This window comes from Pantoea sp. S-LA4, from assembly GCF_054482835.1.
The window spans coordinates 2832019-2857832 of the sequence record NZ_JBTLRC010000002.1 but is presented as its reverse complement, the minus strand read 5'-3'; the positions used below and the strand labels follow the sequence as shown (position 1 = coordinate 2857832).

25 protein-coding genes, 2 tRNA genes, 2 rRNA genes and 1 other annotated feature are annotated in these 25814 nt (G+C 51.6%); of the genes, 14 read left to right on the top strand and 15 right to left on the bottom strand.

The annotated features are described in order from the left end of the window. Window positions 1-116 precede the first annotated feature (116 nt). The gene (locus ACX3P5_RS14175) at window positions 117-380 is read left to right on the top strand and encodes a MazG-like family protein (protein WP_458968879.1); all 264 of its coding nucleotides are present in this window, start codon (window positions 117-119) and stop codon (window positions 378-380) included. 339 nt (window positions 381-719) lie between these two features. Here ACX3P5_RS14175 and ACX3P5_RS14170 read toward each other — a convergent pair whose 3' ends face one another. The 10 genes from ACX3P5_RS14170 to ACX3P5_RS14125 all read right to left on the bottom strand — a co-directional run bounded on the left by ACX3P5_RS14170 (window position 720) and on the right by ACX3P5_RS14125 (window position 6447). Further along, entirely contained in the window at window positions 720-965 is a 246-nt protein-coding gene (locus ACX3P5_RS14170; protein WP_458968878.1) for a hypothetical protein, read from the bottom strand. Between the two features lie 58 nt (window positions 966-1023). Further along, window positions 1024-1209 (bottom strand): hypothetical protein, encoded by a 186-nt coding sequence (locus tag ACX3P5_RS14165; RefSeq protein ID WP_458968877.1) that lies wholly within the window; start codon window positions 1207-1209, stop codon window positions 1024-1026. A 199-nt stretch (window positions 1210-1408) separates the two neighbouring features. Next, window positions 1409-3655, bottom strand: coding sequence for a replication endonuclease (locus ACX3P5_RS14160; protein WP_458968876.1), 2247 nt, complete (start codon window positions 3653-3655; stop codon window positions 1409-1411). Next, entirely contained in the window at window positions 3652-4515 is an 864-nt protein-coding gene (locus tag ACX3P5_RS14155) for a DNA adenine methylase (protein ID WP_458968875.1), read from the bottom strand. Before ACX3P5_RS14155 ends, ACX3P5_RS14160 begins: the two co-directional genes overlap by 4 nt. Beyond that, window positions 4512-4739 (bottom strand): TraR/DksA family transcriptional regulator, encoded by a 228-nt coding sequence (locus ACX3P5_RS14150; RefSeq protein ID WP_346555271.1) that lies wholly within the window; start codon window positions 4737-4739, stop codon window positions 4512-4514. The genes ACX3P5_RS14155 and ACX3P5_RS14150 overlap by 4 nt, the downstream gene beginning before the upstream one ends. After that, window positions 4739-4966, bottom strand: a complete 228-nt coding sequence (locus tag ACX3P5_RS14145) for a DUF2732 family protein (RefSeq protein WP_458968874.1) — start codon at window positions 4964-4966, stop codon at window positions 4739-4741. Before ACX3P5_RS14145 ends, ACX3P5_RS14150 begins: the two co-directional genes overlap by 1 nt. 69 nt (window positions 4967-5035) lie before the next feature. Continuing rightward, window positions 5036-5377 carry a DUF5347 family protein gene (locus tag ACX3P5_RS14140; RefSeq protein WP_458968873.1) on the bottom strand — a complete coding sequence of 114 codons (342 nt, stop codon included), beginning with the start codon at window positions 5375-5377 and terminating at the stop codon, window positions 5036-5038. Beyond that, window positions 5314-5517: a phage filamentation protein Fil family protein gene (locus ACX3P5_RS14135; RefSeq protein WP_191913768.1), complete on the bottom strand. Its 204-nt coding sequence runs from the start codon at window positions 5515-5517 to the stop codon at window positions 5314-5316. The genes ACX3P5_RS14140 and ACX3P5_RS14135 overlap by 64 nt, the downstream gene beginning before the upstream one ends. 9 nt (window positions 5518-5526) lie before the next feature. Continuing rightward, complete coding sequence (locus ACX3P5_RS14130; protein ID WP_458968872.1) at window positions 5527-6036, bottom strand: phage regulatory CII family protein; 510 nt, start codon at window positions 6034-6036, stop codon at window positions 5527-5529. 33 nt (window positions 6037-6069) lie between these two features. After that, a complete protein-coding gene (locus ACX3P5_RS14125) occupies window positions 6070-6447 on the bottom strand; it encodes a Cro/Cl family transcriptional regulator (protein ID WP_458968871.1) in 378 nt (125 codons plus the stop codon). A 115-nt stretch (window positions 6448-6562) separates the two neighbouring features. Here ACX3P5_RS14125 and ACX3P5_RS14120 point away from each other — a divergent pair, with 115 nt between their 5' ends. From ACX3P5_RS14120 to ACX3P5_RS14105, 4 genes are read left to right on the top strand one after another with little or no spacing between them, the layout of a single operon-like run. Then, the gene (locus ACX3P5_RS14120; protein WP_061704142.1) at window positions 6563-7405 is read left to right on the top strand and encodes a phage repressor protein CI; all 843 of its coding nucleotides are present in this window, start codon (window positions 6563-6565) and stop codon (window positions 7403-7405) included. 8 nt (window positions 7406-7413) lie between these two features. Next, on the top strand, window positions 7414-7755 hold the full coding sequence (locus ACX3P5_RS14115; RefSeq protein WP_458968870.1) for a DUF2511 domain-containing protein: 342 nt from the start codon (window positions 7414-7416) through the stop codon (window positions 7753-7755). Window positions 7756-7777: 22 nt separating this feature from the next. Further along, window positions 7778-8812, top strand: a complete 1035-nt coding sequence (locus ACX3P5_RS14110) for a site-specific integrase (RefSeq protein WP_458968869.1) — start codon at window positions 7778-7780, stop codon at window positions 8810-8812. After that, window positions 8805-9581: a hypothetical protein gene (locus ACX3P5_RS14105; protein WP_458968868.1), complete on the top strand. Its 777-nt coding sequence runs from the start codon at window positions 8805-8807 to the stop codon at window positions 9579-9581. The genes ACX3P5_RS14110 and ACX3P5_RS14105 overlap by 8 nt, the downstream gene beginning before the upstream one ends. Before the next feature lie 208 nt (window positions 9582-9789). Here the strand turns inward: ACX3P5_RS14105 and ACX3P5_RS14100 are convergent, their stop codons facing one another. Then, window positions 9790-10347 (bottom strand): GNAT family N-acetyltransferase, encoded by a 558-nt coding sequence (locus ACX3P5_RS14100; protein WP_458968867.1) that lies wholly within the window; start codon window positions 10345-10347, stop codon window positions 9790-9792. Between the two features lie 288 nt (window positions 10348-10635). Between ACX3P5_RS14100 and ACX3P5_RS14095 the strand changes: the two genes are divergently transcribed. Both ACX3P5_RS14095 and tyrA read left to right on the top strand, forming a co-directional pair. Continuing rightward, on the top strand, window positions 10636-11715 hold the full coding sequence (locus ACX3P5_RS14095; protein WP_031374780.1) for a 3-deoxy-7-phosphoheptulonate synthase: 1080 nt from the start codon (window positions 10636-10638) through the stop codon (window positions 11713-11715). 5 nt (window positions 11716-11720) lie between these two features. Beyond that, complete coding sequence (gene tyrA / locus ACX3P5_RS14090; RefSeq protein ID WP_233987311.1) at window positions 11721-12842, top strand: bifunctional chorismate mutase/prephenate dehydrogenase; 1122 nt, start codon at window positions 11721-11723, stop codon at window positions 12840-12842. A 51-nt stretch (window positions 12843-12893) separates the two neighbouring features. On the opposite strand, the gene pheA is transcribed toward tyrA, so the two are convergent. The 4 genes from pheA to bamD form a co-directional block, all read right to left on the bottom strand. Then, entirely contained in the window at window positions 12894-14057 is a 1164-nt protein-coding gene (gene pheA / locus ACX3P5_RS14085) for a bifunctional chorismate mutase/prephenate dehydratase (protein ID WP_031374782.1), read from the bottom strand. 22 nt (window positions 14058-14079) lie between these two features. Beyond that, window positions 14080-14204: a sequence feature (Phe leader region), on the bottom strand. After that, entirely contained in the window at window positions 14156-14203 is a 48-nt protein-coding gene (gene pheL / locus ACX3P5_RS14080; protein WP_193387678.1) for a pheA operon leader peptide PheL, read from the bottom strand. Its footprint overlaps the feature before it by 48 nt. Before the next feature lie 87 nt (window positions 14205-14291). Then, complete coding sequence (gene raiA, locus ACX3P5_RS14075) at window positions 14292-14627, bottom strand: ribosome-associated translation inhibitor RaiA (protein WP_233987313.1); 336 nt, start codon at window positions 14625-14627, stop codon at window positions 14292-14294. 278 nt (window positions 14628-14905) lie between these two features. Further along, window positions 14906-15637, bottom strand: a complete 732-nt coding sequence (bamD, locus tag ACX3P5_RS14070) for an outer membrane protein assembly factor BamD (RefSeq protein ID WP_233987314.1) — start codon at window positions 15635-15637, stop codon at window positions 14906-14908. Window positions 15638-15767: 130 nt separating this feature from the next. Here bamD and rluD point away from each other — a divergent pair, with 130 nt between their 5' ends. The 7 genes from rluD to ACX3P5_RS14035 all read left to right on the top strand — a co-directional run bounded on the left by rluD (window position 15768) and on the right by ACX3P5_RS14035 (window position 25673). Further along, entirely contained in the window at window positions 15768-16745 is a 978-nt protein-coding gene (gene rluD, locus ACX3P5_RS14065) for a 23S rRNA pseudouridine(1911/1915/1917) synthase RluD (RefSeq protein WP_233987315.1), read from the top strand. Continuing rightward, a complete protein-coding gene (gene yfiH / locus ACX3P5_RS14060) occupies window positions 16745-17473 on the top strand; it encodes a purine nucleoside phosphorylase YfiH (RefSeq protein WP_336757294.1) in 729 nt (242 codons plus the stop codon). The genes rluD and yfiH overlap by 1 nt, the downstream gene beginning before the upstream one ends. Before the next feature lie 113 nt (window positions 17474-17586). After that, window positions 17587-20172, top strand: a complete 2586-nt coding sequence (gene clpB, locus ACX3P5_RS14055; RefSeq protein ID WP_233987317.1) for an ATP-dependent chaperone ClpB — start codon at window positions 17587-17589, stop codon at window positions 20170-20172. A gap of 473 nt (window positions 20173-20645) precedes the next feature. Further along, window positions 20646-22185: ribosomal RNA gene (locus tag ACX3P5_RS14050) — 16S ribosomal RNA — on the top strand. Between the two features lie 74 nt (window positions 22186-22259). Next, window positions 22260-22336: transfer RNA gene (locus tag ACX3P5_RS14045), tRNA-Ile, on the top strand. Between the two features lie 142 nt (window positions 22337-22478). Then, window positions 22479-22554, top strand: a tRNA-Ala gene (locus ACX3P5_RS14040). Window positions 22555-22766: 212 nt separating this feature from the next. Further along, window positions 22767-25673, top strand: a 23S ribosomal RNA gene (locus tag ACX3P5_RS14035). The 16S and 23S rRNA genes sit together here with 2 tRNA genes alongside, the layout of an rRNA operon. Window positions 25674-25814 lie beyond the last annotated feature (141 nt).

Genomic DNA, 25814 nt, shown 5'->3' with positions numbered 1-25814 from the left:
TGAATTTATAGCAAAAAAAATGTAGCTCTTAAAGTATTAATGTTACTTATAGATGTAGACGAACGATAGTTTTGATGATAAATGAGTAGGTCAATTCCTTTGTCTAAAGAGTTTAAATGAGAAATAAACATTTCAGTTCAAATGCTCTTACAGATGTAATCGCAGAAATGGAACGCCAAGATGCTAAATGGGGGGCTGATCGAGATCTCAATCCGTTCCTATGGGCTTCAATCTTAGGTGAAGAGGTTGGTGAATTTAACCAGGCTATTTTGCATGATTATTACGGGGGGAAATGCGCTGGCACGAGCCGTGATGAAATGGTCCAAGTTGCAGCAGTTGCCTTACAAATTATCGAGTACTATGACCGTCAAAAGTCATAACACTGTAATGTTTAATCAAGCTGCTGGCTTATGCATCCATAGTGCACAACTCCGTTATAATGTCTTCTCGCCAAAAAAACTAACTAACTCAAGAATCAAATTTCTAATCAGATCTTTATTATGCAATCGTAATATTCTCCCTTGAGCGTACAACGGATACATGTTTGACCCTTCGCGCGCAATGCTATCCCCGCCACGCCTGCCCGCTTTGTGCATCGCTTTTAATGCAGTTGCATTCACATAGCTAAACAGCGCCATGACAGGCGCTGCAGGGTGTTTCAGTGCTTAAAAAATTAATGCGAATCCATGCGCGTTATGCATGCATAGCTCATTTACGAGTCACATTGCCTGAAAATCGGAGGATGCGGCACTACCATAGCGCAGCTGCTGCAGGTAAAGAATGCCCTCACGAAGAGAAACGGGGCAAGGCAGCTCGATCATAAAAACAAAATCATAAGTCCTGCCGAGCCAGAATCCTCCGCCAGCCTCTTTAGGACGCTGAAAGAAAACCCAGCCGCCAGAATGGAAGCACTCCAAACAATCGCCCCGGTAAACTATCTGATAATTAGTGTCGCTTCCGGCCATTTGCTAAAGCCTCACAATGCTCGCTGTTCAACCATGCCGCCGCAAAAATCATCAATCTCTAATCGGCAGCATAAAAGATTTCCTCGCCAGCGTTCTGGTTGCTCTCCGAGTTCGCCAATTCGGCAATAATGCTGAGTGCCAGTTTTAGGTCTGACGGCTTGCAGTTTGAGACTAACGAAACCTCCGCAATGAACTGCACGCACGCCATTTTTTTATGTATTTGGTTTGATTCCTGAACCGTCATTTTCCCTCCCCTAACTTAACTGTGTATTTATACAGTAGCATAGCACTTATAAATTGAGAAATGAAAAATATTTGGTTTATTTGTTTTTTATCTTATTGATATGAAACAATTAAATCTAAGGAGTTTTTTAGAATCACTTGCTCATAAATCGTGGTCATCAGAACGATGGTCACCTAATTTCGTTACTCTAATGCAGAAATTACGCCCTTTTTTTGCGGTTTTTTTCTGCTAATCGGTTAAATCGTTCTAATACGAAAGTCTGCTTTGGCTCCAGTATTGGGCGGGCCAGTTCTCCATTAGGTAAGCTGCGGAATACTTGACCAGCGATTTTCGTCTGCGTGCCTTTAATGAGACGCACGGCCAGCCCGCGACTGATCGTTTCACCGCTTAAATCTCTTACTTGGGCTATTACGTTGTCGCACGCAGCTTCAATTTTGTCAGACCGCCTCAGCTTCAGATGCCGCTTTTCTGGTTTCTGCGCCCTTATCCGGCTTAAAAGCTGACGCCGTTCCTTCCTGCTCATGCCGTCCAGGTCGATTTTTGCGAAACTTTCCGTCGGGTTCGAATCCTCAGATCTCAAACCTCCCGTACAGTTATTGACAGAACTCCGAGAGGACGCGGACGCGTCCTTAAATTCAAAAGCCAAATCAACGGCACGTTTCGGGACAATCTTCCATTGCATCAGACGGGTTAAAATTGGCGTATCGTCGCCAACTTCGGTTGCGTAAACACCCTTGATGCGCACGGTTTCCTCACCGTACTCATTCACATCTTCGCTTGCCTGATACCAGGTGCGCACGGCCAGATCGTCGCGGCGCACGAACGGGCCGCCCTGCGCGTTAATGTATCCGGCCCAGTCTCCTGCATCGGCTGCGTCATGCGCGGCCGCAAACTCAACGCTCAGGCCGTGCGCGGTTTCGCTGTCTGCCATGCGGCGCAGCTCGCGGTAAACCGTGACCGGCGCACCGCCCACAAACTGAAACTGCCGGATGTGCCAGCGTGCCGCCCAGGCAGAAACGGCCGAGGCTGTTTCTTTCAGATCTTTTCCGCTCTCGTCGTCTGTCTCACCATCCAGCGCATAACCATCAATATTTTTGGAAATGTATTTAGCAACGTAACCCGTTGCGCTGCCTTTCTCTGGATCGATAGCTTCGGCGTGAAAACGTGCCTTACGGGCCTTGTCTGTCGTCAGCTCTCTGCTATCTTCCTGCCAGGCGTAATCGCGCATAATTTCGCGCACGCGCTCAGCCTGCTCAGGGCGCATGAACATGAGCATGTGCCAGTGTGGGGTCGCATCATGATGAGGCTCAGCAACGCGGATCCCGAAAATGCGGATTTCTTCGCGGTGCAGCTTGGCGCGGATTTTCTGCCAGACGCTGCAGAGATAACGCTGCGTATCGGCCGGGCTGGCACCGTTCCATTTGCGGTTACGATGCCCGGTTTTGATTGTGCCGTGATAGCGCGCGGGGGCGGTCAGCGTATAGAACTCGCCAATAAAACCCATTTCGTTGCAGATGTTTTCAAATCCGCGAATGCGGGTCATCAGCTCACAGCGACGGATCGCCGGATTGGCTACACTGCCGTCGTACTTCTCGATCAGACTGATGCGGTTGCCTTCCTCGTCTTCCAGCTCCATTCCCTTCAAAAATTCACGGGTGCGGCGCTTCTGCTCGCGCCACTCAGAAACTGTCATGCTGCTGGCGTAGGGGGTGTGCTTTTTGCTGACGTTAGCCAGGGCAATCTGAAGATGTTCACGCCATGATGAGGCCACGCGGCGCAGTCGGCCTTTCCACCATTTTTCCGTCTGCATACGCATGATTGCCGGGGTAACTTCCTCCGGGTCAAACAGCCGTGACGTGACTTTATCCCATAATGGCGGGGTCTGGCTCAGCTCGCGGGTAATGGTGGCGGCGGTCATGTAAACGCGGTGCGTATATTTGTAATCTGACTCGTCGCTGGCCTGCTCATGTGCCTGTACCAGCTCGGCGAGAATGAAATTAGCCACATCCCCGGCAAGCAAATCGACGTCGGAGCGAGCCATATCAGGCAGGCGGTTAAAGCGGCGCATCAGCTCCCAAAGCGTGCCGCCCGCGCTGGCCGCGCCAGCCTGTTTGGTTGCATTACCTGTCAGCAGGTTAAACGTGCCGCTGCTCATTTCACCAAGGCGATATTGAGCGTTAACGGTTTCAACGCGTGGCAATGTGCGCTCAACGAAGGTTTTCGCTAAGTACACATTGGCACGATCAATACCCTGTGTTTTTTCCAACTCACTAACCCGACGCTTTACATCAATCTGGATCAGCGTCGGCTGCTTTTCGAGTAGTTCCTGCGCACGCACTAAAGCCGCAATCATCTGACTGCGGCTGTGCATTTCGTCATAGGTTGGGTATGGGCTGGCAATGGCTTCCCGTGGTACATTCCACGGGTAAGCGTATTCCTGAATCATTGAGACGCCTGCACTTCTGCAGACCAGTCAGCGCCTGCGGCCGGGTCAAAGCCAGACCACTCAGGCCCGACGGCGGGACGGCGCATTGCGATAATTTCCGATGCGCGCTTTCCTCCACCTGCGGCAACGCCGACCGACCGGGCTACGCTGATGCTGGCGATATCGAAATCGCGAAGAATGCTGCGGGTGTAGAGGGTATCGCTGTTTGAAACTACTACTGGGCAACGCTCCGAGACGTCGAGCAACATGCTGACCAGATCGTGATGCTCATCTTTGCCAAAACCTGCAGAGTGATATTCCGCGAAAGTACCGTCATAAGGCGGATCGCAGTACACAACATCGCCAGCTTTAGTCAGACGCAGCGTTTCGCGGAAGTCGGCACAGATGAACGTCGCACGCTGGGCTTTTTCTGCGAAGGCTTCTATCTCGGTCAGCGGAAAATATGACTCTGTGTAATTACCAAAGGGGATATTAAATTCGCCGCGCTTGTTGTAGCGGCAAAGACCGCGATATCCATTGCGGTTCAGGTACAGGAAATAAGCGGCGCGCTCCAGTAAAGGTAGCGACGGATCATGATTAAATGCTGCACGCACGGCGTAATAACTTTCGCCAGTCGTGTTCTGATTGAAGAGGCTGGCCGCCACAATGATAAACGGGCGGGTGTGCTCTTTTATCTGGCGATAGAGATTGATGAGGTCAGGGTTTATATCCGCAATCAGATAGGCCGGATAATCCGTGTTCATCATTACTGCGCAGGAACCGGCGAAGGGTTCGACCAGGCGATCACCTTCTGGCAGATGTGCCAGCAGTTCCGGCATTACCCGGGACTTGTTGCCCGCCCACTTCAGGATCGTATTCATACAACACCGCCTTTTGAAACTTTCGTGCGAAGTTCGGCCATGTCCTGACAGCTGACACAGCGAGTCACACCACGCACGGCGCGGCGGCGTTGCTCCGGGATTGGCGCGTCGCAGTCTTCACAGAACGAAGCTGCCACGCTGACCGGGCGGTTAACGACGCTGGCGATATTGCGTGCCAGCAGTTCATCGGCGCGCTGCTGCGCCATGTCGATTGAGTCGGCCATCAGTGCAACTCCTGCGCCTGGTTCTCAAAGCGCTCGGCCTCTTTGTCCAGCAGTTCGATAATTTCTACTGCAGACATTTCTTTTTGGCGGGCATGAATTGCCAGTGCGGCCAGGCGGATAGAAATCGACAGCGCATCATCAGAACGTTGCTCGATTTTGACCTTACTCAGCAGGGCGCTAAGCGCATCGTCATCAGCTTTAAAATTACGGGTCTGTATATTTCGCATGTTTCTTTCTCCTGAATTTGGGCAAAAGAATGCCCGGCGGATTTACGCCATTAATTTGCTTAGGGTTGATTAATTAGAAAGGGTCATTCGCTTTGGAAATAAACTCACGACTGCTTTTAAATGATTCATTGCACAAATAAGCGCCTTTCTTTCATCAGTAGTCAGTTCACTAAATGCAGCGTCGTGCCTGTCTTTACCGATGTTAGCCAGGAAAAGAATTGCGCTCAGTGCGCGCTTGTTATCCCGGTAATTACTGTCTGTCACATCGCGCATTTCATAGAAAAAACGAGCCATATCTATTTCACAGTTGCCGCCCATCAGCTGCGCCCGAAGTAAGGCAACGTGATTCAGCGCCGAAACCCTCTGCCCGGCAGAAAGCTCAACCAGCATTGAATCGCCCTCGATAGCCATGATTTACCTCTTTGCTCTTTTACCTGTACCTGCTGGCTTAATACCGGATGCCAGCGCCTGCCGTTCTCGCCCATAATCCAGCCATTGCCATAGGACATTGACGGACTCTGGCGCTTGAGGTGTGCCGCAAATGAAATCATCGTGCGCCCTCAGCTGATACCAATCGAAGCACCCAGCCCACTGATAGCGTCAACGGTTGAGGCTAAGGTCGGGTTAGAGTGAACGCGGGCCTGCACGGTCAGCGCGGCCAGCATCATGCAGCGAATACCAGTGTTTGCGGCCTCCAGAATACTGCGGCGGCATGTTGCAGTTATCCGCTCCGGGTTTGCGGCACTGGCGGCCATGCTTCCGACTTCAGCAGTCGCTTTCAGCACATAAGACTGAAACTTGTCTTTTGCCAGTTCATTAACCGGTACGCATGGCAGGCAGTGCAGCTGTGCGAGCGCGCCATCTATCAGCGTGGCGTCTTCAGTCAGATCGGTAAGCAATAGCAATTCTGGAACAGTCAGCTGATGAACTTGATCCGGATTTAGCTTGTTGCGCAGAGTCTGCGCTTTCATGCCTGCACGTTGCGCCAGCTCAGCCATGCTGTGTGTCAGCGCAAACTTGCGGCAGGCGTCGTCATAGTGGTTATGTGTGGATGTCTTAAAATCAAACATGGCTATTCCCTTGCTCAACTTGAATAATCGAAATCAGTTAAGAGATTGCGAGGTTCGAGAATCGATATAACGACAGTCCACAGCCTGCTGGGTGAGTTTGTCGCGCCATGCTTTGACGTTGATGAGGACTTTGCTGCGTTTTTCAGCACTTTTTTTATTGTTGAAATCTTTGGTTGGAGCCTTGAGCAGTATGCCCTCGTCAAGCCACTGCCAGACTAAGCGCTCACTGACGCCGCGCATTGCTGCAAAGTCACGAACGCTCATGGCGTCTGCCATTGCAGAGCCGATCATTTTTTGCAGGCTTGGCAGTAAGGCCGAGACAAGCGCATTGATTTGTGAGTCGGTAAAAGGACTGGACTGCTTTTGCGAGCTTTCAGGCTCATGCGTTGAAGTTGCTTTTGCATCTTTCATATCGCATTATCTCCGGTTAAGTAAAATATGGTGCAGTGACGTGCATCTTGGTCGATGAGCGTCACTTTAGATCGAAAATGCGATCATGTAAATCGATTTTGAGTGCGAGCTAATAATGAATGATGAAAATTTGAATACGCAGGAGTTGATAGAGCGGATCAGCTCGTCATATGGCGTTACCACTCAAAGAGCGCTTGCAGAAGTCTTGGGTGTGCCATCTAACAGCATCAGCACCTGGATTCAGCGCAACAGCCTGCCTGGAAAGGCCATTATCAAATGCTCTCTTGAAACCGGCGCAGACTTGAACTGGTTAATGACTGGTGAGCTTGTTAATTCGCATTTGCGAGATGAGCCTTTACTGAAAGGTAAGCAGCTTTACGATGAAATCATGGCTAACGGCGGGAAGTTAGTTTTACGCCGCCTCTTAGATGCTTACGGCTTCACCATGCAAAAGGAGCTGGGCGACTTACTTGATATCTCTTCTGGCACAATCAGCACATGGATCCGCAGGGAATATTTCCCCGGAGATGTAGTAGTTGCATGCGCGCTGGACACAGGCGTGTCTCTCAGATGGTTAGCAACTGGTAAAGGTGAGATGTTCGATAGTCAGCCTGAAGTTGTCACATCATCAATAAGTATTCCGAAGAAAAAGTTAGTGTCGGGGGTTCTCAATGAGGCAGGTAATTGGCTTATGGATCCGGCGCTTTCAGCAGTCGATAAAAGTTGTTTAGTGTTTATTGATGGTGTTGGTCACTCATGGCTAGTGAATACAGAGGCTAAGAACATCGCCAATGGTCGCTGGTTCGTTAATATTGATGACTCTTATGATGTGTATGATATCTCTCGCCTACCCGGTGGGAAAATTAAACTAACCAATCCAAATGTCTCGTTTGAATGTGGGGCATCTGATGTTACCCCTTTTGGGGCTGTATTATTTACTCTGGAAAAACACGTTTAGGGAATGGAATGAAAAGGTTATTTCTTGCCATAGTATGCCTTATTGGGGCATCTGCATCTTATGCTGCCGAAAAATCTGTTGATTTGGATTCTTCAAAATTAGGTGAAGACTGGCCCCTTACTTTTAAGAAAACTAAGGTGTCCTGCATTAATAAACGTTTCATCTTCGTTTATAACACTGATACTGATGACCGATATCCTGTAAATGGCAATGCAAAAGATGCTGTCAAGACCGGGAAAATGGAGGGTTACGACATAGATGCTGTATGGGCTGACGATCCAAACTATAAAGGGGTTAAGAAAAGCATCAGCCCAATTCTTGATGCTGGCAATAACCTTTGTGAACAATAAGTAATTTACCTCGGTTCTCACTATGACTGTCACTAAACAGAAAAATGGCAAATGGCTGGCGCAGGTGTTCCCAAACGGAAGGGAAGGTAAACGCATTCGCAAGCAGTTTAATACGAAGGGTGAGGCCGAGGCTTTCGAAAATTATATAAAGAAGGAATCGGAAGAAAAGCCCTGGCTTGGTGAAAAAGAAGACCGCCGCAAGCTAAGTGAGCTGATTGATTTATGGCATCGCCTACACGGCCAGTCTCTTTCAGCCAGTAAATCCCGACTCGCAAAACTGCACATTGTTTGCAAAGGCATGGGTGATCCCATTGCGGCAAAGATCACCCAAAAGGATTGGGCGCACTACCGCGACCAACGTTTAAGCGGCCAAATTGATAACGGGTATCATTCAAATCCAGCTAAGTGGGTAGCTAAGCCGATTACAGTCAACCGCGAGCAGCAATATCTCGATGCTGTTTTTAATGAACTCCGTAGGCTGGGTGAATGGAAGTTACCTAACCCTATCGAAGGGGTTCGCATCTTCAAAGAGAAAGAAAAGGAAATGTCCTGGCTAACCGGCGGCCAGATAGAGATATTACTGAGCGCCTGCGAATCTTACGGCAAGCTCAATTTGACGCGCATCGTTAAGGTGTGCCTTGCAACAGGTGCAAGATGGAGTGAAGCGGAGAGGCTTAACCGTTCTCAGTTATCACCATATAAATTGACCTTTACCAAAACGAAAGGCGGTAAAAACCGCACAGTGCCGATTCCGCGCTGGCTCTACGACGAACTATCGCCCCTACAGGGTAAAATGTTTCATCCGTGCTATCAGGAATTTAAAAAGATGCTCGCCCTGACCGACATTCAACTGGCAGAAGGGCAAAAAACGCACGTACTACGTCATACCTTCGCAAGCCACTTTATGATGAATGGCGGTAACATTCTGGTACTGCAGCGCATACTCGGTCACGCAAATATTCGTGAAACTATGCGTTATGCTCACTTTGCCCCCGACCATCTAGAGGAAGCGGCAAGTCTAAATCCTATTGCAAACCTAGAGGGACTTTATGAGTGACCCGAAAATGTTAGAGCTGTACAAATATGCAGCTTATCTGATTGCTCTGATATTGGCAGCAATACGAGTTGGCGGGCTGCATTTTATATTCCTTTTCTTCATCAAAGTGTTACGACTAGACTTTACTGAAAAAAAATTAAAAAAGGTTAGTGACAATTTTTATGACATAAAACTTTTTAAGTTTTTTACCGGAATAAAAGCTCGGAACGTTAATGATGTGGTTTTTATACAGGAGTGTATCAATTCTGGTAAAATACATCCTATTAATTTTATTTTTTCAGGCTTTTTCGGGTATGCAGGTAGTAAACGCTCTAATAAAGTAGACCTTTTCTTTGTGTTGTTTTTGTCAATATTTTCTTTGGTTCTAAGTTTTATGACTGCTAACCAAGCTAAACAGTATAAAAAAGATTATGCTGCCTATGTGTTTGATGACGGCGCTAAGTATTATTTAAACGCACAAAGGATCTTAGATTCAAAAAAAGGTAAAGAAATAGACTGCCAGAGCGTGTCTAATATTACAGGTAAAGAAAGAGAGCGAGCTGAAAAGGTTTGCCCTTATTTAATAAAGAATGAACCAAGAATGAAAGAAGCTGTTTTAGACGGCATTAACAACAATAATAGGGACCGAGTTACCTTCACTTCTCTTTCGCTGGTCTTTTTTGCAGCATTTTTAATTCTTTTAGTTGGATTTGCTAACTTCAATTCTTCATCTGCACAGCTTCGTAAGCTCAAGTTGGAAAAACTCCGGCAGTTGCGACTAGAACGGTAAAGAGGTGGCAGCAGATTGGCAGCAGAGCTTTCATAATACCGCAATTTAGTGCATTGAATATTAGTTTAACTAGTTGTTTTTATTGGTAAGTGCATGATGTTTATGACGACTTGATAAAAGCGTCTTAACTAAGGTATCGCTAACGCGACATCTAAAAGTTAATAGCAAACAAGGGGTTGGCGTGAAGCCAGCCCCTTTTTTTATCTTATCATCCGGTCGATGGCGACGAACCTGTGGCATCAGGTCGCTGAAAATGATAAATCGCGCTATTTACCGGCCCGCTTTCCAGCACAATCAGCCCGTAGCGGCAGCCAATAAACTCACCACCACATTTCTCTGCCACTGCCCGACTGGCCAGGTTGTCTTCCGCCGCCAGAATCTCTATGCCGCGCGTTTCAGGACGGGAGAAGCCCAGCGACAGCAACGCGATCACAGCGCGGCTGGCGATACCCTGACGCTGTGCATCGCTGCGTACCCAATAACCCAATGCGCTGAAATCGCCAGGATGACGGGCGAACCGAATCCCTGCGCCGCCCAGTATCCGGTCGCGCTGATCCACAATCGCAAACTCTTCTGCTTCACCTTTCAGGCGTTGCCAGTGGGTAAAGCGTATCCAGCTCTCCGCTTCATGCGGCTGATAATTCGCGTGCGCCCAGACCATCCACGGCAACAAACTATCCAGCGAGGCGTTAACTGCTTCAGTAAACGCAGCGATATCGTTAAGTGTGAAAGGGCGGAGGCGAAGGTGGGGACCGGTCTGCGTCATGGCTCGCTCATAATGATCATGGTTGATTTTTATTCTGACAGCGACGAGAAGGAAAACAATGCTCAATGATGTAAATATATATGTACACTTTGTTTTATGTGGTCTTGCTTTAATGATCTAGTAATTACTTGTTTAATAAGTGTTTTAATAATTTACCTCACGCCGATAAATTTTACTGGTAATAAAAGTGTACGCCTGATGTTGTATTATGTATTCCCTGTGATACAGTGTGCTGCATCCTCCATGAGGATCCCATGACCGCATATACGAGCAAAAAGGATCGCCACCATGCAAAAAGACGCGCTGAACAATGTGCATATCGCCGACGAACAGGTACTGATTACCCCGGAAGAGCTGAAAGCAAAATTTCCGCTGACCGCTGAGCAACAGGCTCAGGTTGCTGCCTCTCGTCAGACTATCTCCGACATCATTGCCGGCCGCGATCCGCGCCTGCTGGTGGTATGCGGACCTTGTTCAATCCACGATACCGAAGCGGCTCTGGATTATGCTCGTCGTTTGCAAACCCTCTCTGAACAGTTGAAGGATCAGCTGTATCTCGTCATGCGCGTCTACTTTGAAAAACCCCGTACCACCGTCGGCTGGAAAGGGTTGATCAACGATCCCTACATGGATAACTCCTTCGATATGGAAGCGGGCCTGCACATTGCCCGTAAGCTGCTGGTGAATCTGGTTGAGATGGGGTTACCGCTGGCGACAGAAGCGCTGGACCCTAACAGCCCGCAGTACCTCGGCGATCTGTTCAGCTGGTCTGCCATCGGCGCACGCACCACCGAATCGCAGACGCACCGTGAAATGGCCTCGGGTCTGTCAATGCCAGTGGGCTTCAAAAATGGCACCGACGGCAGTCTGGGTACCGCGATTAACGCGATGCGCGCGGCGTCAATGCCACACCGCTTTGTTGGCATCAATCAGGCCGGGCAGGTTTGTCTGTTACAGACACAGGGAAACCCTGATGGGCACGTGATTCTGCGCGGAGGTAAAGCGCCTAACTACGGTCCGGAAGATGTTACGCAATGTGAAAAAGAGATGCTCAAGGCGGGACTGCGTCCAGCCTTAATGATAGATTGCAGCCATGGTAACTCTAATAAAGACTACCGTCGTCAGCCTGGCGTAGCGGAATCTGCTATTGCCCAGATCAAAGATGGAAACCGTTCAATTATTGGTTTGATGCTGGAAAGCCACATCAATGAAGGTAACCAGTCTTCTGAGCAGCCACGCAGTGAAATGAAGTATGGCGTTTCCGTCACCGATGCCTGCATCAACTGGGACGTCACCGAAACGTTGCTGCGTGAGATGCATCAGGATCTGCAGGGAGTGCTGTCGGCGCGTCTGTCACACGAGGTGTAAGAGCAATGGTGGCTGAATTAAGCGCGTTACGCGATCAAATTGATAGTGTCGATAAGGCGCTGCTCGACCTGCTGGCCAGACGGCTTGAACTGGTCGCCGAAGTAGGCGAAGTCAAGAGCCGTTATGGACTGCCGATTTATGTCCCTGAGCGTGAGGCCTCAATGCTGGCCTCGCGCCGTAAAGAAGCTGAAGCGCTCGGCGTACCGCCGGACCTGATTGAGGATGTGCTGCGTCGGGTGATGCGCGAGTCCTATACCAGCGAGAACGATAAAGGCTTCAAAACGTTGTGTCCTGAACTGCGTCCGGTAGTGATTGTCGGCGGTAATGGGCAGATGGGGCGGCTGTTTGAGAAAATGCTGCGGCTGTCGGGCTATACGGTGAAAACGCTGGATAAAGAAGACTGGCCACAGGCGGAGAGTTTACTCAGCGATGCCGGTATGGTGATCATCAGCGTACCGATTCACTTAACCGAGCAGGTGATTGCCCAACTGCCGCCGCTGCCAGAGGATTGTATCCTGGTCGATCTGGCGTCAGTGAAGAACCGACCTTTGCAGGCGATGCTGGCGGCGCATAATGGTCCGGTGCTGGGCCTGCATCCGATGTTTGGTCCGGACAGCGGTAGCCTGGCAAAACAGGTGGTGGTCTGGTGTGATGGTCGTCAGCCTGAAGCGTATCAGTGGTTTCTGGAGCAGATTCAGGTCTGGGGCGCGCGCTTACACCGTATCAGTGCGGTTGAGCACGATCAGAATATGGCGTTCATCCAGGCATTACGTCACTTCGCGACCTTTGCTTACGGCCTGCATTTAGCGGAAGAGAACGTGAACCTCGATCAGCTGCTGGCGCTGTCGTCACCGATCTACCGGCTGGAGCTGGCGATGGTCGGACGATTATTTGCCCAGGACCCGCAGCTCTATGCTGACATTATCATGTCGTCAGAGAGCAACCTGGCGCTGATTAAGCGTTATTATCAGCGCTTCGGTGAGGCGATTGCCTTGCTGGAACAGGGGGATAAGCAGGCGTTTATCGCCAGCTTCAACCGGGTCGAGCACTGGTTTGGCGATCACGCGAAACGCTTCCTGGTTGAAAGCCGTAGCTTATTGCGCTCGGCGAACGACAGTCGTCCTTAAAACAGCCGCCGTCCAGAAACAACAAGGCATCCCGCGGGATGCCTTTTTTATCTACTCGCCCGGTTCCACCGGCACCACATTCTCACTGGGATAACAGCCCAGTACCTTCAGTGAACGGGTCATAGTCTGCAACTCCTGCAGCGCCTGCTGCATTCTTTCCGACTGCAGGTTGCCCTGAACATCAATATAAAACATCTCTTCCCAGGGATTGCCGTTTATCGGACGCGACTCCAGCTTGCTCATGATCAGATTATGCTGGCGCAGCACCAGTAAGGCATCGACCAGCGCACCCGCCTGCTGACCGGTTGCCATGATCAGTGTCGTTTTGGCGGGTACCTGATCAGAAACCTCGATGGCTTTGCGGGCCAGCACAATAAAGCGGGTATGGTTTTGCTGCTGATTCGCCAGGTTGCGCTCCAGCACCTGTAGCTGATAGAGCTCGCCACCGGCTTCACTGCCTAGCGCCGCCACCTTCGGTGAGTTAAGCGCCGCCACTTTCTCCATGGCCGCTGCGGTGCTTTCGGTATATTCAATTTTCCAGTGCGGGAATCGGTTAATGAACTGGCTGCACTGCTGGAACGGCTGAGGATGGCTGTACACCGTCTCAATCTGCTGCAGATCCGTCGGGCCATTGACCAGCACGCAGTGGTCAATGGGCAGCGTCATCTCCCCAACGATCGATAAGCTGGTCTGCTGCAGCAAATCGTAGACGTCATTGATTGAGCCAGAACTGGTGTTCTCTATAGGCATCACCGCGTAATCTGCCGCACCGTTCTCTACCTGCTTAATGATATCGTGGAACTTCAGGCAACCGCATTCAACCATGTTATCGAAATGACGGGCGGCATATTTACGCGCCGCCAGATGCGAATAAGAGCCCTTGGGACCGAGGAAGGCGATACGGGCCGCATGGGCATGAGGATGATTAAGATTTTTTTGCAACAGGGCTTGCTGGGTCAATACCGAGTCTTCAATCACCAGCTGAAATAACCGGGTGATGTAGTGCGCATCCAGATTATGCGCTTTGCCCAGCACAATCAGGTTTTCCAGCAGCGCGCGCTCACGTTCAACATCGCGAATCGGGCGGTGGGTGGCCAGTTTGGCCTGCGCAACTTCCACTGCCAGCAGGCGGCGTTCCGCTAAAAGTGTCAGGAGTTTTTTATCAACTGCGCTGATTTTATCGCGTAGCGCCAGCAGTGGATTGTCGGGATTCATAAGGCTCACCTGTAAGCTGTCCAATAAAAAAGCCTCCCGGTTGGGAGGCTTTGTTGTTCGTCTTCGCTTTCGTTTTCACACGACGAATGGCCTCCCGTTCAGGGGAAGGTAAAAAAGAAAGCGAAGAAAAACAGGTCATGTTTCATAGGTATGTCCGTAAAGGGAGTGCTTTGAGAGTAACCGTACTGGTTAAAAGCTGTCAATAAAAAACGCGCCCGCAGGCGCGTTAACCGATCAGGATTGTTCGTCGGCGGGGATGATGTCTTTGACGCTGGCACTGGCACGGCGCGCTTCCGATTTATGCTGTACTTTATTTAGCTGGCGCTCGAGCTTGGCGATCAGGTCATTGATAGCGGTGTACATATCTTCGTGTTTGGCACTGGCCACCAGCGTCCCGTTCGGCGTATTAATCGTGGCATCAGCCACAAATTCTTTGGGTTCTTTGGACAGGACAATATGGGGATTAATCAGGTCGGTTTGCCATTTTTCAAGCTTGGCGAGACGGTCTTCAACATGGCTGCGGATAGCTGCAGTGATTTCCATTTGTTTGCTGGTAATGTTCAGGATCATCAATCTTACCTCTCTGTCATTTCCGTCTTGGTAAGTCCAGCATAGCGCGATAAAGGGTTAATTGCGTGATTTTGATCACGAAAAAATGTCACTTTTTGTCAAGCCAGACAATTTGTGAGAAAGGCAGAGAATGTGGCCGAAAAGCCTTGAAGCGAAGCGATTCTCGCGGCATTCTTGATGAGTTTACTTGCCGGGAAATTTCTATAACTGGCCAGCTAATAAGCAAAAAAAAGCAGCCCATTCAGGCTGCTTTTTTATCGCCGACAATCAACAGACGATCAGTGACTGTTCGCTGCAATGATTTTCGCCACTTTATCTGCTTCAGCGTTCAGCTGCAGATTCCGGTAAGCATTTTCCATCAACGGCAGCGCATCGTGTGTCGCCTGGGTATCTGGATAATCGCGCATCATGCCTTCTACCCGGTTAACAACCGCGACATAAGCCTCACGCTTAGTATAGAATTGCGCCACTGAGAGCTCATATTTGGCCAGACGATCTTTCAGGTAGACCAGACGTTTCTGAGCATCAGCCGCATACTGGCTGTTCGGGTAACCGCGCAGCAGCTGAGAGAAGTCGCGGAAAGCATCACGAGCGTGCGTCGGATCGCGGTCAGACCGATCGATACCAAAGAAGCCCTGCAGCGCCGAGTCATCCAGCGCCATATCCGTCAGACCTTTCATGTAGATGACATAGTCAATGTTCGGATGCGTCGGATTCAGGCGCATAAAGCGGGCAATGGCAGCCTGCGCCAGGGGCAGATCGGCATTTTTATAGTACGCGTAGATTAAATCCAGCTGAACCTGCTGCGAATAAGGACCGAACGGATAACGATTATCCAGCGCTTCCAGTTGCTTAATCGCGGCTTTAAAGTTACCGTCCTGCAGCTTTTGCTGCGCTGTAGCATAAATTTCAGAAGGCGGGCTGTCCGGTACCGCGTCATTAGAGCCGGAACAACCCACAAGGGCCAGGCTCAGTGTGGCAGCAGCCACCAGATGTTTCATACGCGTCATGACGAAGTGATTATCCTCAAAATGTTATGGCGGAAGCTGTCCGTATAGCTCCCGGTAATGACCAGGTACGATAGCACATTATATTAAACGGCATCGCCGTGAAAACCCAACGTTAACGAAGAAGCTGTATATGGCACAACAAGTTCAACTCACCGCAACGGTATCCGAATCACAACTCGGACAACGCTTAGATCAATCTTTGGCGGAATTGTTCCCTGATTATTCACGTTCTCGCATAAAAGAATGGATCCTCGATCGTCGCGTCACCGTAAACGGCGTCATGGTTGATACACCGAAAGAAAAAGTGTTGGGCGGCGAGCTGGTCGCCATTAACGCTGAGATCGAAGAAGAGCAGCGCTGGGAACCGCAGGCTCTGCCACTCGACATCGTTTATGAAGATGAAGACATTATTGTCATCAACAAGCCGCGTGACTTTGTCGTTCATCCCGGCGCTGGTAATCCGGACGGTACCGTATTAAATGCCTTACTTCACCACTATCCGGCAATTATGGATGTGCCGCGCGCTGGCATCGTTCACCGCCTGGATAAAGATACCACCGGTTTAATGGTGGTGGCGAAGACCGTACCGGCTCAGACGCACCTGGTGGAATCGCTGCAGAGGCGTGAAATCACCCGTGAATATGAAGCGGTAGCGATTGGCAACATGACGGCGGGCGGCACGGTTGATGAACCTATCAGCCGCCACTCGACCAAGCGTACCCACATGGCGGTGCACCCAATGGGTAAACCGGCGGTGACGCATTACCGCATCATGGAGCATTTCCGCGCGCACACCCGTCTGCGTCTGCGTCTGGAAACCGGTCGTACTCACCAGATCCGTGTGCATATGTCGCACATCAACCATCCGCTGGTGGGTGATCCGCTATACGGCGGTCGCCCACGTCCGCCGAAAGGCGCATCGGATGCGTTCATTGCGACCCTGCGCGGTTTCGATCGTCAGGCGCTGCACGCCACCATGTTGCGTCTGTATCATCCCATCAGCGGGATCGAGATGGAATTTCATGCAGCCATTCCGCAGGATATGGTCGATCTGATTGCAGCGCTGAAGGCGGATACTGAGGCCTTCAAGGACCAGATGGACTGGTGATGCAGATGATTATTCCTCAATGGCCGGCCCCGGCGCGCGTCCGGGCTTGCTCGACGCAGCGGCAGGGTGGCGTCAGCCTGGCGCCCTGGGATGCACTTAATCTCGGCGGGCATGTGGGGGATAAGCCAGAGCACGTTGCACAGAACCGGCAACGCCTGGTTGAACAGGCGGGTCTGCCGGCGATGCCGCAATGGCTGGAGCAGGTGCATGCCACCGATGTAGCGCGTCTGACATCGAATGGCACGCTGCCGCTGCGAGCTGATGCCTGTATTACCTCGGAGAGTGGCGTGGTCTGTGCAGTCATGACGGCTGACTGTCTGCCGGTGCTGTTCTGTTCAGCAGACGGTAACGAGGTTGCTGCAGCACATGCTGGCTGGCGCGGGCTCTGTGCCGGAGTGCTGGAAAATACCCTGGCGCAGTTCCGATCGCCGCCGCACCAGATTTACGCCTGGCTGGGACCGGCGATTGGGCCGGATGCGTTTGAGGTCGGTGCGGAGGTGCGTCATGCGTTTATGGCACAGGACCCGCGCGCGGCAGAGGCATTTCGTCCTTCAGGTGAGAAGTTTTATGCCGATATCGGGCAACTGGCGCGTCTTCGTCTGCGGGCCGCAGGCGTACAATCCATCACTGCTGACAGCCGTTGCACCTTCACGGAAGGCGACGATTTCTTCTCTTTCCGCCGCGATGGGATCACCGGGCGTATGGCAACTTTGATCTGGCTGTTATAACCTTACGCCATAAGACGGTCCAGTTAGCGTGTTTTTTACTCAAATCTCAGGTCATTAACCTTGAAATTTTGAGGGATGACCTCATTTAATCTCCAGTAGCATTTTGACCTGTAATGGGAGGAATTATGCGTCTGGATCGTCTTACTAATAAATTCCAACTGGCTCTCGCCGACGCGCAGTCCCTGGCTCTGGGACACGACAACCAATTCATTGAACCTCTGCACCTGATGAGCGCACTGCTGAAACAGGAAGGCGGATCGGTTTCACCTTTACTGACGTCTGCGGGTATCGACGTGGCCTCTTTGCGCACTCAGGTTGAGCAGGCTATCGATCGTCTGCCGCAGGTGGAAGGCAGCGAAGGGGATGTGCAGCCTTCATCAGACCTGGTTCGGGTATTGAACCTGTGCGACAAACTGGCGCAGAAGCGCAACGACAACTTTATATCATCCGAATTATTTGTTCTGGCGGCCCTCGATTCACGGGGTTCTCTGGCCGATCTGCTGAAAGCGGCAGGGGCAACCAGTGAAAAACTCACCAAGGCTATTGAACAAATGCGTGGAGGGGACAGCGTGAACGATCAGGGGGCTGAAGATCAGCGCCAGGCATTAAAAAAATACACCATCGATCTGACTGAGCGTGCTGAAAAGGGCAAGCTCGACCCGGTGATTGGCCGTGACGAAGAGATTCGTCGCACCATTCAGGTTCTGCAGCGCCGGACCAAAAACAACCCGGTACTGATTGGTGAGCCTGGCGTGGGTAAAACCGCCATCGTTGAAGGACTGGCGCAGCGCATTATTAATGGCGAAGTGCCTGAAGGTCTGAAAGGGCGTCGGGTACTGGCGCTGGATATGGGGGCGCTGGTGGCCGGTGCCAAATATCGCGGTGAGTTTGAAGAGCGTCTGAAAGGCGTACTGAATGATCTGTCGAAACAGGAAGGCAACGTCATTCTGTTTATCGACGAACTGCACACGATGGTCGGTGCCGGTAAAGCAGACGGCGCGATGGATGCAGGTAACATGCTCAAGCCAGCACTGGCACGCGGTGAACTGCACTGTGTGGGTGCCACCACGCTCGACGAATACCGTCAGTACATTGAAAAAGATGCGGCACTGGAGCGGCGTTTCCAGAAGGTCTACGTGGCTGAACCCACAGTGGAAGATACCATCGCCATCCTGCGTGGTCTGAAAGAGCGTTATGAACTGCATCACCATGTGCAGATTACTGACCCGGCCATTGTGGCGGCAGCGACCTTGTCGCATCGCTATATTGCCGATCGTCAGTTGCCAGACAAAGCGATTGACCTGATCGATGAGGCGGCTTCCAGCATTCGTATGCAGATTGACTCGAAGCCGGAAGCGCTTGATCGGCTGGAGCGCCGGATTATCCAGCTTAAACTGGAGCAGCAGGCGCTGAAGAAAGAGGCGGACGACGCCAGCATTAAGCGTCTTGAGATGCTGGAAAGCGAACTCGACCAGAAAGAGCGTGAATACGCCGAACTGGAAGATGAGTGGAAAACGGAGAAAGCCTCGCTGTCCGGAACACAGAATATTAAAGCCGAGCTGGAACAGGCGCGTCTGAATTTAGAGCAGGCACGTCGCCTGGGCGATCTCGCCCGGATGTCTGAGTTGCAATACGGTAAAATTCCGGCGCTGGAAAAACAGCTGGCTGCAGCCACGCAGGCGGAAGGCAAAACCATGAAGTTACTACGTAACCGTGTAACCGACGTGGAGATTGCCGACGTGCTGGCGCGCTGGACCGGTATTCCGGTAGCACGCATGATGGAAGGTGAGCGCGATAAACTGCTGCGTATGGAGCAGGATCTGCATGGCCGGGTGATCGGACAGGATGAAGCGGTTGAGGCGGTATCGAATGCGATTCGTCGTAGCCGAGCAGGTTTGTCAGATCCCAACCGTCCCATCGGTTCGTTCCTGTTCCTGGGACCAACCGGTGTGGGTAAGACCGAGCTCTGTAAGTCGCTGGCTAACTTCCTGTTCGACAGCGACGACGCGATGGTGCGTATCGATATGTCGGAGTTTATGGAGAAACACTCGGTCTCACGGCTGGTGGGTGCACCTCCGGGTTATGTCGGATATGAAGAGGGCGGTTATCTGACCGAAGCCGTTCGTCGCCGTCCTTATTCAGTGATCCTGCTGGATGAGGTAGAGAAAGCGCATCCGGATGTTTTCAACATCCTGCTGCAGGTGCTGGATGATGGACGTCTGACGGATGGTCAGGGCCGTACGGTCGACTTCCGTAATACTGTGGTCATCATGACCTCTAACCTGGGATCGGATTTGATTCAGGAACGGTTTGGCGATCTGAACTATGCCGAGATGAAAGAGATTGTCATGGGCGTGGTCGGGCATCATTTCCGTCCTGAGTTTGTTAACCGTATCGATGAGGTGGTGGTGTTCCATCCGCTGGCAGAGAAACACATCGCGTCGATTGCCCAGATTCAGCTGCAGCGGTTGTACAAACGTCTGGAGGATCGCGGCTATCAGTTGCATATCTCCGACGCTGCGATCAAGTTGCTGGGTGAGAACGGTTATGATCCGGTGTATGGCGCGCGGCCGCTGAAACGTGCGATACAGCAGCAGATCGAGAACCCGCTGGCACAGCAGATTCTCTCTGGCACGCTGGTGCCGGGCAAAACCATCGAAATGGATGTGGAAAACGACGTCATTACCGCGCATCAGTAATGCAGCGAGAACAAAAACGGGCCTCTGGCCCGTTTTTTTTGCCTTTCAGCGGCTGTTTTGCTGGTTTCCTGGGCATATTGCACATAAAGTGAACGGTCAGTTAAAAAGTTGAAATTAGCACTTGTCAGTCTCCGGGAACTGCCTATAATGCGCCTCCACTGACACGGAACACCGGCTTACGGAGTAACGGGTCAGCAGGCACAGGAGACTGCGCCGCCGGAGAAAAACTTCTGAAATAGAGGTTGACTCTGAAGGAGGAAAGCGTAATATACGCCACCTCGCGACAGGAAGCTAACGCACTGTTCGCACTGCTCTTTAACAATTTATCAGACAATCTGTGTGGGCACTCGCAGGATTGATATCAGCGTCTCCGGACGTAAAAAATATCAAGCCTCACGAGTGAACACATAATGAAATTCATTATGACGTTTTACAGATGAGCACCGCTTAACTTGTTTAAGCAAATCAAACTTAAATTGAAGAGTTTGATCATGGCTCAGATTGAACGCTGGCGGCAGGCCTAACACATGCAAGTCGGACGGTAGCACAGAGAGCTTGCTCTTGGGTGACGAGTGGCGGACGGGTGAGTAATGTCTGGGGATCTGCCCGATAGAGGGGGATAACCACTGGAAACGGTGGCTAATACCGCATAACGTCGCAAGACCAAAGAGGGGGACCTTCGGGCCTCTCACTATCGGATGAACCCAGATGGGATTAGCTAGTAGGCGGGGTAATGGCCCACCTAGGCGACGATCCCTAGCTGGTCTGAGAGGATGACCAGCCACACTGGAACTGAGACACGGTCCAGACTCCTACGGGAGGCAGCAGTGGGGAATATTGCACAATGGGCGCAAGCCTGATGCAGCCATGCCGCGTGTATGAAGAAGGCCTTCGGGTTGTAAAGTACTTTCAGCGGGGAGGAAGGCGATGTGGTTAATAACCGCGTCGATTGACGTTACCCGCAGAAGAAGCACCGGCTAACTCCGTGCCAGCAGCCGCGGTAATACGGAGGGTGCAAGCGTTAATCGGAATTACTGGGCGTAAAGCGCACGCAGGCGGTCTGTTAAGTCAGATGTGAAATCCCCGGGCTTAACCTGGGAACTGCATTTGAAACTGGCAGGCTTGAGTCTTGTAGAGGGGGGTAGAATTCCAGGTGTAGCGGTGAAATGCGTAGAGATCTGGAGGAATACCGGTGGCGAAGGCGGCCCCCTGGACAAAGACTGACGCTCAGGTGCGAAAGCGTGGGGAGCAAACAGGATTAGATACCCTGGTAGTCCACGCCGTAAACGATGTCGACTTGGAGGTTGTTCCCTTGAGGAGTGGCTTCCGGAGCTAACGCGTTAAGTCGACCGCCTGGGGAGTACGGCCGCAAGGTTAAAACTCAAATGAATTGACGGGGGCCCGCACAAGCGGTGGAGCATGTGGTTTAATTCGATGCAACGCGAAGAACCTTACCTACTCTTGACATCCAGCGAACTTTCCAGAGATGGATTGGTGCCTTCGGGAACGCTGAGACAGGTGCTGCATGGCTGTCGTCAGCTCGTGTTGTGAAATGTTGGGTTAAGTCCCGCAACGAGCGCAACCCTTATCCTTTGTTGCCAGCGATTCGGTCGGGAACTCAAAGGAGACTGCCGGTGATAAACCGGAGGAAGGTGGGGATGACGTCAAGTCATCATGGCCCTTACGAGTAGGGCTACACACGTGCTACAATGGCGCATACAAAGAGAAGCGACCTCGCGAGAGCAAGCGGACCTCACAAAGTGCGTCGTAGTCCGGATCGGAGTCTGCAACTCGACTCCGTGAAGTCGGAATCGCTAGTAATCGTGGATCAGAATGCCACGGTGAATACGTTCCCGGGCCTTGTACACACCGCCCGTCACACCATGGGAGTGGGTTGCAAAAGAAGTAGGTAGCTTAACCTTCGGGAGGGCGCTTACCACTTTGTGATTCATGACTGGGGTGAAGTCGTAACAAGGTAACCGTAGGGGAACCTGCGGTTGGATCACCTCCTTACCTGAAGATACCTTCCCGCGTAGTGCTCACACAGATTGTCTGATAGAAAAGTAACGAGCAGAAAAAACCTCTACAGGCTTGTAGCTCAGGTGGTTAGAGCGCACCCCTGATAAGGGTGAGGTCGGTGGTTCAAGTCCACTCAGGCCTACCAAATTCGCACTCACGCTGCGTTATGTCTCCGGCTCGCATAGTCCACTATGCTTCGCGGAAACATGCCTTGCCTGAGCACGAATTGCATTTCTTACGAAGTGTACTCGGTTGAGTGGTAGTAGTGGTCTCTGCAGTAACTGTATGGGGCTATAGCTCAGCTGGGAGAGCGCCTGCCTTGCACGCAGGAGGTCAGCGGTTCGATCCCGCTTAGCTCCACCATACCGTCTTACTGTTTTTTCTGAAAAAAATACTTCAGAGCGTACCGGCAACGGTGTGCTGCGAAGTATTATGCTCTTTAACAATCCGGAACAAGCTGAAAATTGAAACGACATGTCGTTTTCATTCTCCGTAATAAGAATGAAAAATACGATGTGTTCGAGTCTCTCAAATGCTTGCAACACGCAGCGTTGTAAAACGCCTGTGGGTTGTGAGGTTAAGCGACTAAGCGTACACGGTGGATGCCCTGGCAGTCAGAGGCGATGAAGGACGTGCTAATCTGCGTAAAGCGACGGTAAGGTGATATGAACCGCTACAGCCGTCGATGTCCGAATGGGGAAACCCGGTGCACTCAGTGCATCATTGCAGCATGAATACATAGTGCTGCAAGGCGAACCGGGGGAACTGAAACATCTAAGTACCCCGAGGAAAAGAAATCAACCGAGATTCCCCCAGTAGCGGCGAGCGAACGGGGAGCAGCCCAGAGCCTGAATCAGCTTGTGTGTTAGTGGAAGCGTCTGGAAAGTCGCAGGGTACAGGGTGATACTCCCGTACACAAAAGCACACATGCTGTGAGCTCGATGAGTAAGGCGGGACACGTGGTATCCTGTCTGAATATGGGGGGACCATCCTCCAAGGCTAAATACTCCTGACTGACCGATAGTGAACCAGTACCGTGAGGGAAAGGCGAAAAGAACCCCGGCGAGGGGAGTGAAACAGAACCTGAAACCGTGTACGTACAAGCAGTGGGAGCCTTCTTTATGGGGGTGACTGCGTACCTTTTGTATAATGGGTCAGCGACTTATATTCTGTAGCAAGGTTAACCGTATAGGGGAGCCGCAGGGAAACCGAGTCTTAACTGGGCGTTAAGTTGCAGGGTATAGACCCGAAACCCGGTGATCTAGCCATGGGCAGGTTGAAGGTTGGGTAACACTAACTGGAGGACCGAACCGACTAATGTTGAAAAATTAGCGGATGACCTGTGGCTGGGGGTGAAAGGCCAATCAAACCGGGAGATAGCTGGTTCTCCCCGAAAGCTATTTAGGTAGCGCCTCGTGAACTCATCTTCGGGGGTAGAGCACTGTTTCGGCTAGGGGGCCATCCCGGCTTACCAACCCGATGCAAACTGCGAATACCGAAGAATGTTATCACGGGAGACACACGGCGGGTGCTAACGTCCGTCGTGAAGAGGGAAACAACCCAGACCGCCAGCTAAGGTCCCAAAGTCATGGTTAAGTGGGAAACGATGTGGGAAGGCACAGACAGCCAGGATGTTGGCTTAGAAGCAGCCATCATTTAAAGAAAGCGTAATAGCTCACTGGTCGAGTCGGCCTGCGCGGAAGATGTAACGGGGCTAAACCATGCACCGAAGCTGCGGCAGCGACGCTTAGGCGTTGTTGGGTAGGGGAGCGTTCTGTAAGCCGTCGAAGGTGTGCTGTGAGGCATGCTGGAGGTATCAGAAGTGCGAATGCTGACATAAGTAACGATAAAGCGGGTGAAAAGCCCGCTCGCCGGAAGACCAAGGGTTCCTGTTCAACGTTAATCGGAGCAGGGTGAGTCGACCCCTAAGGCGAGGCCGAAAGGCGTAGTCGATGGGAAACAGGTTAATATTCCTGTACTTGGTGTTACTGCGAAGGGGGGACGGAGAAGGCTATATCAGCCGGGCGACGGTTGTCCCGGTTTAAGCGTGTAGGTGTGTGTTCCAGGCAAATCCGGTTCACTTTACACTGAGGCGTGACGACGAGGCACTACGGTGCTGAAGTGATAAATGCCCTGCTTCCAGGAAAAGCCTCTAAGCATCAGGTAACACAAAATCGTACCCCAAACCGACACAGGTGGTCAGGTAGAGAATACCAAGGCGCTTGAGAGAACTCGGGTGAAGGAACTAGGCAAAATGGTGCCGTAACTTCGGGAGAAGGCACGCTGGCGCGTAGGTGGAGGGACTTGCTCCCCGAGCCGAAGCCAGTCGAAGATACCAGCTGGCTGCAACTGTTTATTAAAAACACAGCACTGTGCAAACACGAAAGTGGACGTATACGGTGTGACGCCTGCCCGGTGCCGGAAGGTTAATTGATGGGGTTATCCGCAAGGAGAAGCTCTTGATCGAAGCCCCGGTAAACGGCGGCCGTAACTATAACGGTCCTAAGGTAGCGAAATTCCTTGTCGGGTAAGTTCCGACCTGCACGAATGGCGTAATGATGGCCAGGCTGTCTCCACCCGAGACTCAGTGAAATTGAACTCGCTGTGAAGATGCAGTGTACCCGCGGCAAGACGGAAAGACCCCGTGAACCTTTACTACAGCTTGACACTGAACATTGAGCCTTGATGTGTAGGATAGGTGGGAGGCTTTGAAGCGCAGACGCCAGTCTGCGTGGAGCCAACCTTGAAATACCACCCTTTAATGTTTGATGTTCTAACGTGGCCCCGTGATCCGGGGTGCGGACAGTGTCTGGTGGGTAGTTTGACTGGGGCGGTCTCCTCCTAAAGCGTAACGGAGGAGCACGAAGGTCAGCTAATCACGGTCGGACATCGTGAGGTTAGTGCAATGGCATAAGCTGGCTTGACTGCGAGAGTGACGGCTCGAGCAGGTGCGAAAGCAGGTCATAGTGATCCGGTGGTTCTGAATGGAAGGGCCATCGCTCAACGGATAAAAGGTACTCCGGGGATAACAGGCTGATACCGCCCAAGAGTTCATATCGACGGCGGTGTTTGGCACCTCGATGTCGGCTCATCACATCCTGGGGCTGAAGTAGGTCCCAAGGGTACGGCTGTTCGCCGTTTAAAGTGGTACGCGAGCTGGGTTTAGAACGTCGTGAGACAGTTCGGTCCCTATCTGCCGTGGGCGCTGGAGAATTGAGGGGGGTTGCTCCTAGTACGAGAGGACCGGAGTGAACGCACCACTGGTGTTCGGGTTGTCATGCCAATGGCATTGCCCGGTAGCTAAGTGCGGAAAAGATAAGTGCTGAAAGCATCTAAGCACGAAACTTGCCCCGAGATGAGTTCTCCCTGACTCCTTGAGAGTCCTGAAGGGACGTTGAAGACGACGACGTTGATAGGCCGGGTGTGTAAGCGCAGCGATGCGTTGAGCTAACCGGTACTAATGACCCGTGAGGCTTAACCTTACAACGCCAGAGGCGTTTTTGAGAGACAGATTTTCAGCTTGTTACCGGATACGTTTGTGTCCTGCGGACCCGGGTCCGGAGGATTTTGCGCTGAGGCAGGGCGGCAACCGAGCGATACGAAGGAGCATACTGAAGTATGTG